Annotated in this window: 18 protein-coding genes; 13 read left to right on the top strand and 5 right to left on the bottom strand. The window is 65.3% G+C overall.

The window, feature by feature from the left end; all coding sequences use genetic code 11:
- Positions 1–4: 4 nt before the first annotated feature.
- Positions 5–637: an ATP-dependent Clp endopeptidase proteolytic subunit ClpP gene (clpP, locus tag JW897_RS10950; RefSeq protein ID WP_048414747.1), complete on the bottom strand. Its 633-nt coding sequence runs from the start codon at positions 635–637 to the stop codon at positions 5–7.
- 18 nt (positions 638–655) lie between these two features.
- Entirely contained in the window at positions 656–1,963 is a 1,308-nt protein-coding gene (tig, locus tag JW897_RS10945) for a trigger factor (protein ID WP_205466087.1), read from the bottom strand.
- A gap of 579 nt (positions 1,964–2,542) precedes the next feature.
- On the opposite strand from tig, the gene trxB reads away from it, so the two are divergent.
- From trxB to JW897_RS10920, 5 genes are all read left to right on the top strand, one after another.
- Positions 2,543–3,499, top strand: coding sequence for a thioredoxin-disulfide reductase (trxB, locus tag JW897_RS10940; protein ID WP_205466086.1), 957 nt, complete (start codon positions 2,543–2,545; stop codon positions 3,497–3,499).
- Between the two features lie 4 nt (positions 3,500–3,503).
- Entirely contained in the window at positions 3,504–4,127 is a 624-nt protein-coding gene (locus JW897_RS10935; RefSeq protein WP_048414750.1) for a Smr/MutS family protein, read from the top strand.
- 99 nt (positions 4,128–4,226) lie between these two features.
- Complete coding sequence (locus JW897_RS10930) at positions 4,227–4,679, top strand: peroxiredoxin (RefSeq protein WP_048414751.1); 453 nt, start codon at positions 4,227–4,229, stop codon at positions 4,677–4,679.
- A 60-nt stretch (positions 4,680–4,739) separates the two neighbouring features.
- The gene (locus JW897_RS10925; protein WP_048414752.1) at positions 4,740–6,143 is read left to right on the top strand and encodes a PhoH family protein; all 1,404 of its coding nucleotides are present in this window, start codon (positions 4,740–4,742) and stop codon (positions 6,141–6,143) included.
- On the top strand, positions 6,143–6,970 hold the full coding sequence (locus JW897_RS10920; RefSeq protein WP_240352163.1) for an alpha/beta hydrolase: 828 nt from the start codon (positions 6,143–6,145) through the stop codon (positions 6,968–6,970). Before JW897_RS10925 ends, JW897_RS10920 begins: the two co-directional genes overlap by 1 nt.
- Before the next feature lie 330 nt (positions 6,971–7,300).
- Here the strand turns inward: JW897_RS10920 and JW897_RS10915 are convergent, their stop codons facing one another.
- Positions 7,301–7,489 (bottom strand): putative motility protein, encoded by a 189-nt coding sequence (locus JW897_RS10915; RefSeq protein WP_048411033.1) that lies wholly within the window; start codon positions 7,487–7,489, stop codon positions 7,301–7,303.
- A 169-nt stretch (positions 7,490–7,658) separates the two neighbouring features.
- On the opposite strand from JW897_RS10915, the gene JW897_RS10910 reads away from it, so the two are divergent.
- The 6 genes from JW897_RS10910 (at position 7,659) to JW897_RS10885 (ending at position 12,637) form a co-directional block, all read left to right on the top strand.
- Positions 7,659–8,492, top strand: a complete 834-nt coding sequence (locus JW897_RS10910; RefSeq protein WP_205466084.1) for a GNAT family N-acetyltransferase — start codon at positions 7,659–7,661, stop codon at positions 8,490–8,492.
- A gap of 59 nt (positions 8,493–8,551) precedes the next feature.
- Positions 8,552–9,634 (top strand): PfkB family carbohydrate kinase, encoded by a 1,083-nt coding sequence (locus tag JW897_RS10905; RefSeq protein ID WP_205466083.1) that lies wholly within the window; start codon positions 8,552–8,554, stop codon positions 9,632–9,634.
- 25 nt (positions 9,635–9,659) lie between these two features.
- A complete protein-coding gene (locus JW897_RS10900; protein ID WP_205466082.1) occupies positions 9,660–10,586 on the top strand; it encodes a pseudouridine-5'-phosphate glycosidase in 927 nt (308 codons plus the stop codon).
- Between the two features lie 62 nt (positions 10,587–10,648).
- Positions 10,649–11,314 carry an HD domain-containing protein gene (locus JW897_RS10895; protein WP_205466081.1) on the top strand — a complete coding sequence of 222 codons (666 nt, stop codon included), beginning with the start codon at positions 10,649–10,651 and terminating at the stop codon, positions 11,312–11,314.
- 131 nt (positions 11,315–11,445) lie between these two features.
- On the top strand, positions 11,446–12,171 hold the full coding sequence (locus JW897_RS10890; protein ID WP_048414758.1) for a metallophosphoesterase: 726 nt from the start codon (positions 11,446–11,448) through the stop codon (positions 12,169–12,171).
- A 70-nt stretch (positions 12,172–12,241) separates the two neighbouring features.
- A complete protein-coding gene (locus tag JW897_RS10885) occupies positions 12,242–12,637 on the top strand; it encodes a hypothetical protein (protein WP_205466080.1) in 396 nt (131 codons plus the stop codon).
- Between the two features lie 11 nt (positions 12,638–12,648).
- On the opposite strand, the gene JW897_RS10880 is transcribed toward JW897_RS10885, so the two are convergent.
- On the bottom strand, positions 12,649–14,442 hold the full coding sequence (locus JW897_RS10880; RefSeq protein WP_205466079.1) for an ABCB family ABC transporter ATP-binding protein/permease: 1,794 nt from the start codon (positions 14,440–14,442) through the stop codon (positions 12,649–12,651).
- Positions 14,443–14,635: 193 nt separating this feature from the next.
- The gene (apaG, locus tag JW897_RS10875; protein WP_019101389.1) at positions 14,636–15,016 is read right to left on the bottom strand and encodes a Co2+/Mg2+ efflux protein ApaG; all 381 of its coding nucleotides are present in this window, start codon (positions 15,014–15,016) and stop codon (positions 14,636–14,638) included.
- A gap of 107 nt (positions 15,017–15,123) precedes the next feature.
- Here apaG and rpe point away from each other — a divergent pair, with 107 nt between their 5' ends.
- Complete coding sequence (gene rpe, locus JW897_RS10870) at positions 15,124–15,807, top strand: ribulose-phosphate 3-epimerase (protein ID WP_205466078.1); 684 nt, start codon at positions 15,124–15,126, stop codon at positions 15,805–15,807.
- 28 nt (positions 15,808–15,835) lie between these two features.
- Entirely contained in the window at positions 15,836–16,591 is a 756-nt protein-coding gene (locus tag JW897_RS10865; protein ID WP_205466077.1) for an SDR family oxidoreductase, read from the top strand.
- Positions 16,592–16,606 lie beyond the last annotated feature (15 nt).

Below are 16,606 nucleotides of genomic sequence, written 5' to 3'. Positions count from 1 at the left end.
CTCCTTAAGCTTTCACGTCCTTGTGGGACGTCAGCACTTTGTCGATCAAGCCGTAGGCCTGAGCCTCGTCGGCGGACATGAAGTTGTCGCGCTCGGTGTCGGCAACCACTCGCTCCAGCTGCTGGCCGCTGTGCTTGGCCAGCAGCTCGTTCATCTTGGCCTTGACCTTGACGAGTTCGCGAGCGTGGATTTCGATGTCGGTGACCTGGCCGGACAGGCCGCCGCCGTACAGCAGCGGCTGGTGAATCATCACCCGGCTGTTGGCCAGCGCGAAGCGCTTGCCCTGCGCGCCGGCGGCGAGCAGGAAGGCGCCCATGCTGGCGGCCTGGCCGATGCACAAGGTGGAGACATCCGGCTTGATGAAGTTCATCGTGTCGTAAATGGACATGCCCGCGGTAATCGACCCACCCGGCGAGTTGATGTAGAAGTGAATGTCCTTGTCCGGATTCTCCGATTCAAGGAACAACATCTGCGCCACAACCAGGTTGGCCGACTCATCCGTGACAGGGCCCACCAGGAACACGATGCGCTCCTTCAGCAGACGCGAGTAGATGTCATACGCGCGCTCGCCGCGGCCGCTTTGTTCCACCACCATGGGCACCAGGCCCAGACCTTGAGGTTCCATCATCGATTTCATCGGCCACTCCAGCTGTTATCAGGCGTTGTTGCCCATCAGGGCGTCGAAGGACAGTTCTTTCTCTACAACATTGGCCTTGGACAGCACAAATTCAACCACATTGTCTTCCAGCACCATGGAAGTCGGGCCTTCCAGGCGGTCCGGGCTGGCGTAGTACCAGGTCAGCACTTCAGCCGGATCTTCGTAGCTGTCGGCGAACTCGGTGATCATGGCCTTGACTTGGTCCGGCTGGGCTTCCAGCTTGTTGGAGTCAACGACTTCGGACAGGATCAGGCCCAGGGCCACGCGGCGCTCGGCTTGCTGAGCGAACAGTTCCGGCGGGAACGGCATGTCTTTGACGTTCATGCCGCGTTGCTGCATGTCGCGACGAGCCTGCTCGACCAGACGGCCGATTTCCAGGCTGACCAGGGCTTTCGGCAGTTCGATCTCGGTGGAGTCCAGCAGCGCCTGCATCACGTTTTCCTTGGTGCGGGCTTGCAGGCGGCGCTTCACTTCGCGCTCCACGTTCTTGCGGATTTCGGCGCGCATTTTCTCAACGTCGCCGTCGGCGATGCCCAGCAGCTTGGCGAACTCGTCGTTCACTTCCGGCAGCACGGCTTCAGCCACGTTCTTCAGCAGGATTTCGAACACGGCGGTTTTGCCGGCCACGTCCTTGCCGTGGTAATCCTCGGGGAAGCTCACTTCCACGCTCTTGATGTCGCCTTCCTTCATGCCGGTGACGCCGGCTTCGAACTCGGCCAGCATCTGGCCCTGGCCCAGCACGAACGGGAAGTTCTCGGAGGAACCGCCTTCGAAGGCCACGCCGTCGATGGCGCCCTTGAAGTCGATGATCACACGGTCGCCGGCGGCGGCTTCGCGCTCAACGCGGTTGTAGCGAGTGCGCTGCTTGCGCAGGATCTCGATGGTTTTCTCGATTTCGGCGTCGGTCACCGGGGTCAGCGGCTTTTCCACTTCCTTGCCGGCCAGCTCGCCCACTTTCACTTCCGGGTAAACCTCGAAAGTGGCGGCGAACTTGAAGTTTTCCTTGTCGTCGCCGGCGGCTACCGGCTCGAAGCGCGGGTAGCCTGCAACGCGCAGCTTCTGCTCGCTCACGGCGGAGTAGAAACCCTGTTGAACCTGTTCACCCATCACTTCTTCACGCACCTGGGCGCCGTAGTTCATTTCCACGATCTTCAGCGGAGCCTTGCCCGGGCGGAAACCTTGAATCTTGGCGTTGCGGGCCACGCGCTTCAGGCGTTCGGCCACTTGCGCGTCGATGGCGGCCATAGGCAGGGCGATATTCATGCGGCGCTCAAGATTGCTCAATGTTTCCAGCTGTACTTGCATGTTAAATCCTATAAGTGTGTGACAGGTTTAGTCATCTGGGACGGTACGACGCCACGGATCGGCAGACTCGAAGGACATTGCCTCACCTTGAGTGGCGCTGCGCGGAGTTACACCGCGCACCCAACGCGAAAGCGGACAGTATAGCACGCGGCCGACGCTGGCAAGTAGCCGCCGCGCCGCCGCGGCCGGCGGAACGGGCCTTGCGTCGCCTCGGTTTCCGGCGCGGCGGCGGCCGGAAGAACGGCAAGCTTTTGAATCGACGCGTGAATGCGCGAATGATTTTGGCCTGAACCAAGCCCGGCCGATAGGACGGCTCGGACAAGCGATAAAGGATTTCAATCAGCAATGTTGAATATTCCAATCGAGCCGACGCTTAACCTTGCCCCGCCGCTCTTGTATATTGTCAGCCGAAACGGCCGCCGCGGCGCAAACGCGGCAGGCCCCGGCGAGACTCCGGAGCTTGGATTCCGCCGGCTTGGCTCCATACTTCAGAACTGAACGGCGCGTTCGCGGCTCCAAGCACTCCGCCCCGGACCCGCGCCATCGGCTCTCTTACCGCTTCTCACACAGGAAAACATCATGACCACGACTCGCCACAGCCCCCTGCTGATTCTTGGCTCCGGCCCCGCCGGCTACACCGCCGCCGTTTACGCGGCGCGCGCCAACCTGAAGCCGGTGCTGGTCACCGGCCTGGCGCAAGGCGGCCAGTTGATGACCACCACCGACGTGGACAACTGGCCCGCGGACGCCGCCGGCGTGATGGGCCCGGAACTGATGCAGCGCTTTCAGCAGCACGCCGAGCGCTTCGGCACCGAAATCCTGTTCGACCACATCCACACCACCCATCTGCACGAAAAACCGATCCGCCTGGTGGGCGACTCCGGCGAATACACCTGCGACGCGCTGATCCTCGCCACCGGCGCTTCGGCCAAATACCTGGGCCTGGCCTCCGAAGAAGCGTTCAAGGGCAAGGGCGTGTCCGCCTGCGCCACCTGCGACGGCTTCTTCTACCGCAACCAGGACGTGGCGGTGATCGGCGGCGGCAACACCGCGGTGGAGGAAGCGCTGTACCTGGCCAACATCGCCAAGCACGTGATCCTGATCCATCGCCGCGACACCTTCCGCGCCGAGAAGATCTTGATCGACAAGCTGATGGAGCGCGTCAAGGAAGGCAAGATCAGCCTGAAGCTGAACGCCACTCTGGACGAAGTGCTGGGCGACGACTCCGGCGTCACCGGCCTGCGCCTGAAATCGATGCAGGACAGCAGCACTGAAGAGATCAAGGTGCTGGGCCTGTTCGTCGCCATCGGCCACCAGCCGAACACCGAAATTTTCAAGGGCCAGCTGGAGATGGACGCCACCGGCTATCTGATCACCAAGAGCGGCCGCGAAGGCAACGCCACCGCCACCAGCGTGCCGGGCGTGTTCGCTGCCGGCGACGTGCAGGACCACATCTACCGCCAGGCGGTGACCAGCGCGGCCTCCGGCTGCCAGGCCGCCCTGGACGCGGAGCGCTACCTGGACAACCTGAAGTAAACGCTTGAAAGCCTTCAAGAAAGCCTTGCAAGGCCTGCGCCAGCAGGTGCGCGATTCCCGCGCGCCGGCTGGCGTTTCCGTTTCCGCCGCGCCGCAGGCCGAGCCGGAGCCGGATTTCCGCCAGCTGTTCCGCGACGTCAAGCCGCTGAAGCCGGACGGCCGCCACGCCAGCCCTCGCCCCAAGCCCAGCCCGCATCCGCGCCGCCGCCATCAGCACGGCCAGACGTCGGAAGCGGTGCAACAGGCCTTGCTGCAGCAGATGGTGGGCTGGTTCGAGCCGGCCGAGATCGACGCCCATTTCGCCCGCCCCGGCATGCCTTCCGCCACGCTGAAGAAGCTGCGCGCCGGCTTCTGGCCGGTCAGCCGCCAGCTCGACCTGCACGGCTGCGACCGCTACCAGGCGCAGGACGCGCTGGCTCTGTTCCTGCACCAGGCGCGGCGCCACGGCCCCTGCGTGCGGGTGATTCACGGCAAGGGCTTCGGCTCCAACGGCCAGCCGGTGCTCAAACGCATGGTGCGCGCCTGGCTCAAGCACCACCCCGACGTGCTGGCCTTTTGCGAGGCCGGAGAATCCATGGGCGGCGCGGGCGCGCTCTTGGTGCTGCTGCGGCGCGAGCACGCGCCGTGAAAATTTCGTTACCCATTCCCATTGTCTAACCGGGCGAGAATCCGCTAATCTCAAAACAAGGCGGACGCACCGACCCAGTTCCACCACAGGAGTTACTGCATGTCCGGCATTGCTTGCCCCGACTTCACCCTGCCCGGCACCGCCGGCGTCTCGTTTCAGCTGTCCAGCAGCCCCAAGCCGCTGGTGATCTACTTCTACCCCAAAGACAACACCCCGGGCTGCACCAACGAAACCATGGATTTCCGCGACCTGCACGCCGAATTCGCCGCCGCCGGCGCCGCCGTTGTCGGCATTTCCCGCGACAGCCTGAAGTCTCACGAAAACTTCAAAGCCAAGCTGGAGCTGCCGTTCGAATTGTTGTCCGATGCAGAGGAGGTTGTTTGCAATCTATTTGGCGTCATCAAGATGAAGAATATGTATGGCAAACAGGTCAGAGGGATTGAACGCAGCACCTTCGTGATAGGCCGGAACGGCGACATCGCGCGCGAATGGCGCGGCGTCAAAGTGCCGGGCCACGCCGCGGCGGTGCTGGACTTCGTCAAGACGCTCTAAAAAACCGCGACGGGGTCGGCCGATTCCCGGCCCGCCCCGCGATAAAACCAGGGGATCATCATGGCCAGCCGCAAAAAAATCAGCGCCAGCAAGCTGTTTGTTCTCGACACCAACGTGCTGCTGCACGACCCCACCTGCTTGTATCGCTTCGAAGAACACGATGTGTTCATCCCCATCATCACGCTGGAAGAACTGGACACCCACAAGAAGGGCATGTCCGAGGTGGCGCGCAACGCGCGTCAGGCCAGCCGTTTCCTCGACGAGATCGTCAGCGGCGCCGAAGCCAAGATCGAATCCGGCATTCCGCTGAAGAGCGCCAGCCGCGACGCCGCCACCGGCAAGCTGATCCTGCAGACCCAAGCGATACACAGCGTGCTGCCGCCGTCGCTGCCGGTGGGCAAGGCCGACAACCAGATCCTCGGCATCGTGATGGCGCTGAAGGAGTTGCAGCAAGGCCGCTCGGTGATCCTGGTGTCCAAGGACATCAATATGCGCATCAAGGCCCGCGCGCTGGGCCTGGACGCGGAAGACTATTTCAACGACAAGGTGCTGGAAGACACCGACCTGCTCTACACCGGCACCCGCGAGATCGACGAGAGCTTCTGGGAGCGCAACGGCAAGGACATGAAGTCCTGGCAGGAACAGGGCCGCAGCTACTATCAGGTCAAGGGGCCGGACGGCCAGAACCTCTACGTCAACCAGATGCTGTGGCAGGAAGGCGCCCAGCCGCTGCAGGCGCGCGTGACCCAGGTGGAAGGCAAGACCGCGGTGCTGCAGACGCTGAAGGACTACAGCCACCACAAGAACAACGTCTGGGGCATCACCGCGCGCAACCGCGAGCAGAACTTCGCCCTCAATCTGCTGATGGATCCGGAGGTGGACTTCATCACCTTGCTGGGTCAGGCCGGCACCGGCAAGACGCTGCTGACGCTGGCCGCCGGTCTGGCGATGACGCTGGAGCAGAAGCTGTACTCCGAAATCATCATGACTCGGGTCACCGTGCCGGTGGGCGAGGACATCGGTTTCCTGCCCGGCACCGAAGAGGAAAAGATGGCGCCGTGGATGGGCGCGCTGGAGGACAACCTGGACGTGCTCAACAAGAGCGATGACGACGGCGGCGACTGGGGCCGCGCCGCCACCCGCGACCTGATCCGCTCCCGCATCAAGGTCAAATCCTTGAACTTCATGCGCGGCCGCACCTTCCTCAACAAATACCTGATCATAGACGAGGCGCAGAACCTGACGCCCAAGCAGATGAAGACGCTGATCACCCGCGCCGGCCCCGGCACCAAGGTGGTCTGCCTGGGCAATATTTCACAGATCGACACCCCCTATCTGACCGAGGGCAGTTCCGGCCTGACCTATGTGGTGGACCGCTTCAAGGGCTGGGGCCATTCCGGCCACATCACCTTGCAGCGCGGCGAGCGCTCCCGGCTGGCCGACCACGCCGCAGAAGTGCTGTGATGCACCCGCGCCTGGAGCTGCTGCATCAAGCCCCGGCGCCAACGGCGGCGCGTCTCGCGCCGCCGTTGTTGTTCGTGCACGGCGCCTTTTGCGGCGCCTGGTGCTGGCGGGAAAACTTCATGCCCTGGTTCGCCCGGCAAGGCTACGATTGCTGGGCGCTGAGCCTGGAAGGCCACGGCGGCAGCGAGGGCCGGGATTATCTGGCCGCCATCGGCGTCGACGACTATGTGCGCAACCTTGACCTCGCGCTCAAGCAACTGCCGGCGACGCCGGTGATGGTGGGCCACTCCATGGGCGGCTACGTGGTGCAGCAGTATCTGAGCCGCCACAAGCTGCCCGGCGCGGCCTTGCTGGCCTCGGTGCCGCCCGGCGGCCTGGCTTCGTCCAGCCTGCGCTTGCTGACGCAGGCGCCGGCCTTGTTTCTCAAGCTCAATATGTACCAGCACGGCCTGTACGATCCGGAGTTCGTCGAACTGAAGGACATGCTGCTGTCGCCTGACGCGCCGGAATCGGCGGTGGAACTGCTGATCAGCCGTTGCCAGCAGGAGAGCCCGCGCGCGCTGATGGACATGACCCTGGTCAACCCACTGGCCAACCGGCCGCTGGCGCGGCTGCCGGCGCTGGTGCTGGGCGCGGCGGAAGACCGGCTGGTGGGGCCGGAGGACGTGGTGGCCACCGCGCGGCGCCTGGACGTGGCGGCGGACATCCTGCCCCATCTCGGCCATATGATGATGCTGGACACGCGCTGGGAGAGCGCGGCGGAATGGCTGGCGGAATGGCTGGAACGGCAGTTCCCGGAAGACTGGGACCAGGCGCTCAGCGCCTGAGAACCGGTTTACGATCTGCTGCGCGTCGTGATACGCGGCACGGTGAGCACAGCTTAGAAATGCTCATGCGCCACGAGCATACTCCGCTTTCTCAGCCACAACGCCTTAGAACCTGTTTACGATCTGCTGCGCGTCGGCGATACAGCGTTGAAACCGAGCTCAAAATGCTCATGTACCACCTGTACATTCCGCTTTTTCTCTCGTTTTCGCCTTGTCTCACCTTAGCTCGCGAGATCGTAAACACGTTCTTACCCGCTAGATCGTGAACAGATTCTGAAACCCGACAATAAAAAAAGCGGCCTAGGCCGCTTTTCCAGTCACCCCGCCGTCTCAGGCGCGGGTATCGATATTCTGCCCCAGATGGGCCGGATTGCTGGCCTGGGCCTGCGCCATATTGTCGGACGCGCCCTGCACCAAGCTCAAGGCCGACTGCGACTGCGCCGACATGGCTTTTTTCAATGCGTAGATCTGGATGCTGTTGGACACGCCCTGCCCGCTGATCTGACTCAATCCATCCATACTTCGCCTCCCTCTGAAACACGCACAATGCGCATGGCTATAGTCTAGACGCATCGCCTCCGGCTGTCATCGCTGAATTTAGTCTTTTGTATCCAATACACTACAACGCCGACCACGCCGCGTCGCCGCCGCGCATAATCAGCCCATCCCTATTGACCCGAGCCCGTCCATGCGCCTGCACAGCCTGTCCCTGATCGATTTCCCGCTGATCCACCAAGCCTTCGCGCTGGCGTTCAGCGACTACCTGCTGCCGATGCGAATGGACGAAGAACAGCTGGCCGCCATGCTGCATCGACGCAGCTGGCGTCCGGAGCTGAGCGTCGGCGCCTGGCGCGACGGCGCCCTCGTCGGCCTGTGGCTGGCCGGCGTGCACTGCGACGAGGCCGGTCCGATCGGCTATTGCATCGCCACCGGCGTGACGCCCGACGCGCGCCGCCAAGGCCTGCTGCAGGCCATGGCCGCCGCGACGGAGCAAAGACTGGCCAGCCGGGGCATCCATCGTCAACGGCTGGAAGTGATCGCCGACAACGCCGCGGCCATGGCCGCCTATCTGCGCCTCGGCTTTCGCCCGCACCGGCGGCTGGACTGTTACCGCATCGAACACGCGCTGGCCGTGGACGCCGCGCCCGGCTGGCGTTGCGAAGCCGCGGATCTGTCGCAATGGCCGCGCTGGCCGCTGCACAGCGAGCCCGCCGTGCCCAACAGCCGCGACAGCCTGGAGCGCGCGCGGCCGCCGCTGCAATTGCTGACCGCGACGCGGAATGGCGAGGTGCTGGGCTACGCGCTCCACTCCGCCGCCGGCGACGTCGCGGAGCTGGCGGTCGCGCCGCCGCATCGGCGCCGCGGCGTCGCCCGCTCCCTGCTGGCCGCCGTACAGCGGCAAACCTCCGCGCCCGCGCTGTCCGTCAGCAATCTCGACGCCGACGACCTCGCCGGCGCCGCCCTGCTGCGCTCTTGCGGCGCCGGGCTGTGGCTGTCGCAATGGGAGATGCGCCGCCCTTGACCCGCGGCATGCCAAAGCAGTAATATCAAACAAATGTTTGCAAAACGGACAAATGTTTGATGACAGAGCGGGAACAACAAATCCTCGCCCTGCTGCGTCGGGATCCGCTGATCCCGCAGCAGGAGCTGGCGGATCAACTGGGCATCAGCCGCTCGGCGGTGGCCGGGCACATCATGAATCTGGCGCAGAAGGGGCATATCCGCGGCAAGGGCTACATCCTGGCCGAACAGCGCTATGTCGCCGCCGTCGGCGGCGCCAATATGGACATCGTCGGCAGCGCCTCCGCCGCGCTGCGCCACGGCGACTCCAACCCCGGTCAAGTGCGCTGCTCGCCCGGCGGCGTGGCGCGCAACGTCGCGGAAAACCTGGCGCGCCTGGGCGCAGACTGCCGGCTGGTATCGGTGGTGGGCGACGACATCCACGGCCGCTCGCTGCTGGAAGCCACCCAGCGCGCCGGCGTCGACGTGCGCGGCTGTCTGACGCTGCCGGACGCCTCCACGTCCACTTATCTGTCCATCCAGCAGGCCGACGGCGACATGGCGCTGGCCATCAACGACATGGACATCCTCAACCGGCTGACGCCGGAGCGCCTGCAAGCGCAGCGCGATCTGGTGCGCCACGCCGGCGCGGTGGTGGCCGACACCAATCTGAGCGCCGACGCGCTGGCCTGGCTCATCGCCGAAACCGGCGACAAGCCGCTGTTCGTCGACCCGGTGTCCGCGTTCAAGGCCGAACGCGTGCGTCCCTGGCTGTCGCGCATCCATACGCTGAAACCCAACCGGCTGGAAGCCGCCGCCTTGTCCGGCCTGCCGCTGGAGCGGGCGGAACACGCGCCGGAAGCCGCGCGCTGGTTCCATGAGCAAGGCGTGCGCCGCGTGGTGCTGAGCATGGCCGGCGCCGGCATCTATTACAGCGGCGAAGCCGGCGACGGCTGGCTGGACGCGCCGGACTGCGCCATCGTCAACACCACCGGCTCCGGCGACGCGCTGATGGCCGGCCTGGCCTGGGGCTGGCTCAATGAATTGTCGCTGGCGGACAGCGTGCGCTTTGCCCGCGGCTGCGCCGCGCTGACGCTGTCCTCCGCCGCCACCAACAACCCTTCGCTGTCGCGCGCGGCGGTGGAAGCTTATCTGAACGCCTGATCTCGTCATCAACAAGGAGCACGCAATGCACAACGCCCATCTCGACATCCATCCCGAAGTCGCCGCCGCCCTGGCCGCCAACCGCCCGGTGGTGGCGCTGGAATCCACCATCATCTCCCACGGCATGCCCTACCCGCAGAACGTGGAAACCGCGCTGCAGGTGGAAGCGGAAATCCGCGCCCACGGCGCGGTGCCGGCCACCATCGCCATCATCGACGGCCGCCTGAAGGCCGGCCTGAGCGCGGACGAGATCGAATACCTGGGCAAGGGCGGCCGCGACATCCCCAAAGTCAGCCGCCGCGACCTGCCCTTCATCGTCGCCGGCAAGCGCAGCGGCGCCACCACCGTGGCGTCCACCATGATCATCGCCGCGATGGCCGGCATCCGCGTGTTCGCCACCGGCGGCATCGGCGGCGTGCACCGCGGCGCGGAACAGAGCTTCGACGTGTCCGCCGACCTGCAGGAACTGGCGCAAACCCCGGTGGCCGTGGTCTGCGCCGGCGCCAAGTCCATCCTGGACCTGGGCCTGACGCTGGAATACCTGGAAACCCACGGCGTGCCGGTCATCGGCCACCGCTGCGACCGCCTGCCGGCCTTCTTCACCCGCGACAGCGCCTTCAAGCTGGACCACCGCCTGGACGAGGCCGCCGACATCGCCGCCGCGATGCAGGCCAAGTGGAGCCTGCAGCTGCGCGGCGGCATGGTGGTGGCCAACCCGATTCCGGAACAGTACGCGATGCCGCGCGACAAGATCGACGCCGCCATCGAGCAGGCGCTGCGCGAGGCCGAGGAGCAAAGCGTCGGCGGCAAGGAGTCCACGCCCTTCCTGCTGGCCCGCGTCTGCGAGCTGACCGGCGGCAACAGCCTGGCCGCCAACATCCAGCTGGTGCTGAACAACGCCCGGCTGGCCTCGGCGATCGCGGCGTGCTACTGCGAACTGAACGCCGGCTAAAGCCGGCTTGACGGCGGCGCGGATTGGGGCTGTAATTCCCTGCCCCAATCCTTGCCGCCGCCATGAACGCCCCCCTCTCCAACACGATGCTGGACGACTGGCGCAACCGCCTGATCGGCCTGCTGCAACAACAGCCTGCCGACGACGACGGCGCCCACGATCTCAATCACTTCCACCGCGTCTGGGCCTGCGCCCGGGAGCTGCTGGGCGCCCACCCCGGCGCCGACGCGCTGACCGTGCTGGCCGCCTGCTATCTGCACGACCTGGTCAACCTGCCCAAGAACCATCCGGAACGCCATCTGGCCTCGCGCCAGGCCGCCGCTCGCGCCCGCGCGCTGCTGGCCGCCGACGGCTTTCCGCCGGAAAAGCTAGACGGCGTCGCCCACGCCATCGAGGCGCACAGCTTCAGCGCCGCCATTCCGCCGCAAAGCCTGGAAGCCCGCATCGTGCAGGACGCAGACCGCATGGACGCGCTGGGCGCCGTCGGCCTGGCGCGGCTGTTCTACACCGCCGGCCGCATGGACTCGGCGCTGGCCCATCCGCTGGACCCGCTGGGCGAAGCGCGCGAGCTGGACGACCGCCGCTGGGCGCTGGACCACATCGAGGTCAAGCTCGCCAAATTGCCGGCCATGATGCAGACCGAGGCCGGCAGGCGCATGGCGGAACTGCGGCTGCAGTGGCTGCGCGACTTCCGCCGGCAATTCTGTCAGGAGTGGCGAACCGGCTAGCCCCAGCAAGCGTCGAACTCGGTAAGCCTTTGATAGTCAAATCAAAACAATTCTAATTTTGAAACTATCAATACGATGACAAAACCATTGGCATGGCGCAAAATAGTCGCACCCCACCCCCGAGTTCAAGCATGATTCTGAAGCTGCAACGCAATACCCAAGGCCGCGACTGGGCGGTCGGCGACATTCACGGTTGCTTCCGCCAATTGTCGCGCCTGCTGAAAATGGCCGCCTTCAATCCCGAATGCGACCGTCTGTTGTCGGTCGGCGACATGATAGACCGCGGCGCCGACAGCGCGGCGGTGCTGGAATGGCTGGCGCAACCGTGGTTCTACGCCGTGCGCGGCAATCATGAGCAATTGGCGATCGATTCGCTGCTGGGCGACAAACAGGCCGAAATCCGCCACGTCAACAACGGCGGCTCCTGGCTGCTGACGCTGCCTGCGCCTGAGCGGCAAGCCTGCCTGGCCGCGTTTCAACGCCTGCCCTACGCCATAGAAGTCGGCGACGCCGACGGCGGCAAGATCGGCGTGGTGCACGCGGACTGCCCGGGCAACGACTGGGACGCGCTGGCCGCCGGCCTCGCGAACGGCACGCTGCCGGAAACCGGCCGCAACGTCGCGTTGTGGTCGCGGGAACGCGCGCGCCAGGGCCGAGGCGGCGTCGTGCGCGGCGTGGACCTGCTGTTGGTGGGCCACACCCCGCAAGCCAGCGCCACCCGCTTCGACAATGTGCTGAACCTGGACACCGGCGCGGTCTACGGCGGCAAACTGACCCTGTTCTGCCTGAACGATTTCGTCGAACTGTCGCTGCCCAGCGAAGACGACGCCCTGCTCGGCTTCCACCTGCACGAATAGCGCGACGGTGGCGCGCCGCGGCCGGGATGGCTAGAATGCGGCGCTCTGTCTATTTCCCCAGGAGCCCAAGATGGCCAGCAAGAAAGCCGCGACCAAGCCCCAGGCGCAGCAACGCCAGCAGCAGGACAAGCGCTGGAACGCCGCGGAGCAGGCCTGCCGCGAAATCATGGCGCTGCTGGAAGCGCTGGGCCCCAGCCTGGCCTCGCAGCAAACCGCGACGCAATACGCGCAGATGGCGGCCGTGTACTACAAGAAAGTCCGCAACGGCCGGGTGCTGTCTCCCGGCGACTTCAATCTGGCCGCCGACGTGGCCGCCAGCGCCCGCCGCGCCTTGCAGGCGCTGGCCCCCACGCTGGACTTCTCCTCCCAGCCGCAAGCGGCCGACTGCCAACGCATGCTGGCGCTGGCCGACGAGGTGCTGGCGGCGATGAGCGAATTGAAGGCCGCCGGCCGCCGCCAAGCTTAAAGCGACGCCTTTCAGGCGTCGTCGGCCGCCAGTTGCTCCGTCTGCTGCAAGCGCCACATCTCGGCGTAGCGGCCGCCGCGCTCCAGCAGCTCGCGATGGCTGCCCTGCTCCAGCACGCCGCCGGCCTCCATCACCAGGATCTGGTCGGCGTCGACGATGGTGGACAGCCGGTGGGCGATGATCAGCGTGGTGCGGTTAGCGGAAATTTCCGCCAGCTCGCGCTGGATCGCCTTCTCGGTGCGCGAGTCCAATGCGCTGGTGGCTTCGTCGAAGATCAGAATGGGCGGGTTTTTCAGAATGGTGCGCGCAATCGCCACCCGCTGCTTTTCCCCGCCGGACAGCTTGAGGCCGCGTTCGCCCACCATGGTGTCGTAACCGTCCGGCAGGCCGCTGACGAAATCGTGGATGTGCGCGGACTTGGCCGCCTCCATCACCTCCTCGCGGCTGGCGCCCGGCCGGCCGTAGGCGATGTTGTAATACACCGTGTCGTTGAACAGCACCGTGTCCTGCGGCACGATGCCGATATGGGCGCGCAGGCTGTCCTGAGTCAGTTCGCGGATGTCGCGGCCGTTGACCAGGATGCGGCCCTGGCCGACGTCGTAATAGCGAAACAGCAGCCGCGACAGCGTGGATTTGCCGGCGCCGCTGGCGCCGACCACCGCCAGCGTCTTGCCGGCCGGGATTTCGAAGCTGACCTCGTTCAGAATCCGCCGCTTGCTCTCGTAAGCGAAGCCCACCTGCTCGAAGCGCACCGCGGCCGCCGGCGCGGCCAGCGCCGCCGCCCCCGGCGCGTCCGCCACTTCCTCGTTGGCGCCCAGCAGCGCGAACATGCGCTCGATGTCGGCCAGCGAATGCTTGATCTCGCGGTAGACGAAACCGAGGAAGTTCAGCGGCGCGTACAACTGGGTGATGAAGGTGGCCACCAACACCACGTCGCCCACCGTCATCCGCCCGGCCACCACCTCGCGCGCGGACAAGATCATGATCAGGGTGACGCCGCTGGCGATGATCAGGCCCTGGCCGGCGTTGAGCATGGACAGCGACACCTGGTTCTTGATCGCGGACGCCTCCCAGGCCGCCAAGTTCTTGTCGTAGCGCGCCGCCTCGTAGCCTTCGTTGTTGAAGTATTTGACCGTCTCGTAATTGAGCAGCGCGTCTATCGCCTTGGCGTTGGCCTTGGAATCCAGATCGTTCATGCTGCGGCGGTAAACGGTGCGCCACTCGGTCACCACCAGGGTGAAGGCGATGTAGACGGCGATGGTGCCGAAGGTCACCAGCGCGAACGGCCAGGCGTAGCGGTGCAGCAGGATGGCGGTGACCATGCCGATTTCCAGCAAGGTGGGCAGGATGTTGAACACGGTGAAGTTCAGCAGAAAACCTATGCCCTTGGTGCCGCGCTCGATGTCGCGGCTCATGCCGCCGGTCTGGCGCTCCAGATGGAAGCGCAAGGACAGCCGCAGCAGATGCTGGAACACGCCGCGCGCCACGCTGCGCACCGCGCCCTGTATCACCCGCGCGAACACCGCGTCGCGCAACTCGCCCAGCACGCTGGACAACAGCCGGGCGCAGCCGTAGCCGGCCAGCGCCAGCACTGGCAGCGCCGACAGCGTGGCCGGCACCGAGAGTTGATCGACGATGTCTTTCAGGTACAGCGGCACGCTGACCGCGGCCACCTTGGCCAGCACCATACAGGACAGCGCCAGCAGCACCCGCCACTTGAACACCCATAAATAGGGCACAAGCGTCTTGAGGGTGGCGACATCGTTGCGGCGGCCCGGAGCCGGGCCGGAATGGGTGAAACGCATATTTTGGGATTGCCTGTTGCGTCAAGCTGTTCCAAAGTGAGAGCTGAGCTGTCTTGCAGACATCATCAACGCTCGCCAGGGGGCGCGGACATGTGGATATTATTGCTGGAAGCGGCGATTGCCGGCGGATTGGCCACCTTCATCGTGTGGTGGACCTGGCCAAGGGAAAAATAGCGCCGCCGGCCTCGGGGTTTTAGTGCAGCACGCGCGGCGCCACCAAGTTCATCTCGGGAATTTCCGCCTCGAAACGCTTGCCGTCGTCGGCCAGGAACTGATAACTGCCCTTCATTGAACCGTAAGGCGTTTTCAGATGGGTGGCGCTGGAATAGTCGAAAGACTGGCCCGGCTCGATGCGCGGCTGCTCGCCCACCACGCCCATGCCGCGCACTTCCTGCACCTGCTCGTTGGCGTCGGCGATGATCCAGTGGCGGCTGACCAGCTGCGCCGGTTCGCTGCCGGTGTTGGTGATGCGGATGCGATAGCCGAACACATAGATGTCGTTGGCCATATTGGATTGTTCTTCGATGTAATGCGGTTCGGCTTCCACTTCGACACGGTAGGTTTTTTCCGCCATGTTCAGCGCTCCTTTTGTTGTTTGTGCTTCATTTTATCCCGCCGGGACGCTTTTGGCGCGGTAGAATGTGGCCATCCCGTGTTCATCCTTGCCCAAAGCAACGCCCTATGCGCACTTTCCGTATCGCCCCCAGCATTCTTTCCGCCGATTTTTCCTGTCTTGGCCAAGAGGTTCGCGACGTGATCGCCGCCGGCGCCGACATCATCCATTTCGACGTGATGGACAATCACTATGTGCCCAACCTGACCATAGGGCCTATGGTGTGCGAAGCCATCCGCCCTCACTGCAAGGGCACGCCCATCGACGTCCACCTGATGGTGAAGCCGGTGGACAGCCTGGCCGCCGCCTTCGCCAAGGCCGGCGCGGACATCATCACCTTCCATCCGGAAGCCTCCGAGCACGTCGACCGCACGCTGGGCCTGATCAAGGACGCCGGCTGCAAAGCCGGCCTGGTGTTCAATCCGGCTACCTCCTTGTCCTATCTGGATCACGTGATGGACAAGATAGACATGGTGCTGATCATGTCGGTGAACCCAGGCTTCGGCGGCCAGAAGTTCATCCCGCACGCGCTGGACAAGGTGCGCGAGGCGCGCCGCCGCATCGATGAATACACCGCCAAGCATGGCGGCGAAATCTGGCTGGAAGTGGACGGCGGCGTCAAGACCGACAATATCCGCGCAGTGGCCGAGGCCGGCGCCGACACCTTCGTCGCAGGCTCCGCCATCTACGGCCAGGCCGACTACACAACCGTGATTGACGCGATGCGCGCCGAGCTGGCCCAGCTCCGCTGAAGCCGGCCCTCTCTCCAGGAGCACAGATATGCATGCCTTCATCGTGACCGGCGCTTCCCGCGGCCTTGGCCTGGCGCTGACCGAAGCCCTGCTCGCCGACGGCTACCGCGTCGCCGGCCTGGCGCGCGGCGCCGTGGACGCGCTGGCCTCGCTGGCGCGCCGCTACCCGGAACGCCTGAGCGCCATCGACGTCGACCTTTCCGACGCCGCCGCGGTGGCACCGGCCATCGCCGCCGCGGTGGAGCAACTGAAGCCGGCCGATTGCGCCAGCCTCAACCTGATCAACAACGCCGGCGTGGTGAGCCCCATCGCCCAGGCCGGCCACTACCCGGCCGAGGACGTGGTCCGCGCGCTGGCGATCAATCTGGCGGCGCCCATGCTGGCCACGGACGCGCTGCTGCGCGCCAGCGCCGGCCTCAAGGCCCGCCGCCGCATCCTCAACATTTCCTCCGGCGCCGCCGCCAAGCCCTACCCTGGCTGGAGCGTGTATTGCACCACCAAGGCCGGGCTGGACCACTTCAGCCGCAGCGTGGCGGCGGAACAGGCCGGCCAGGCCAACGCCGCGCAAATCGTCGCGCTCTATCCCGGCGTGGTGGACACCGATATGCAGGCCAGCATCCGCGGCAGCGACGCCGAGCAGTTTCCGCAGAAAGCGCGTTTCGACGCGCTGAAGGCGGACGGCGAACTGAGCACCCCGGCCGCCTCCGCGCGCCGCATCGTCGATCACCTGCTGTCGCCGGCCTTCGGCCTGCAAGCCGTGGTGGACATCCGCAACCTGGGCTGAGAAGCTGTCCGCGTC

Source organism: Chromobacterium alkanivorans, from assembly GCF_016937655.1.
In the GTDB taxonomy this organism is placed as follows: domain Bacteria; phylum Pseudomonadota; class Gammaproteobacteria; order Burkholderiales; family Chromobacteriaceae; genus Chromobacterium; species Chromobacterium alkanivorans.
Note: the sequence above shows the minus strand (reverse complement) of the source record. Positions and strands in the feature narration are given on the sequence as shown.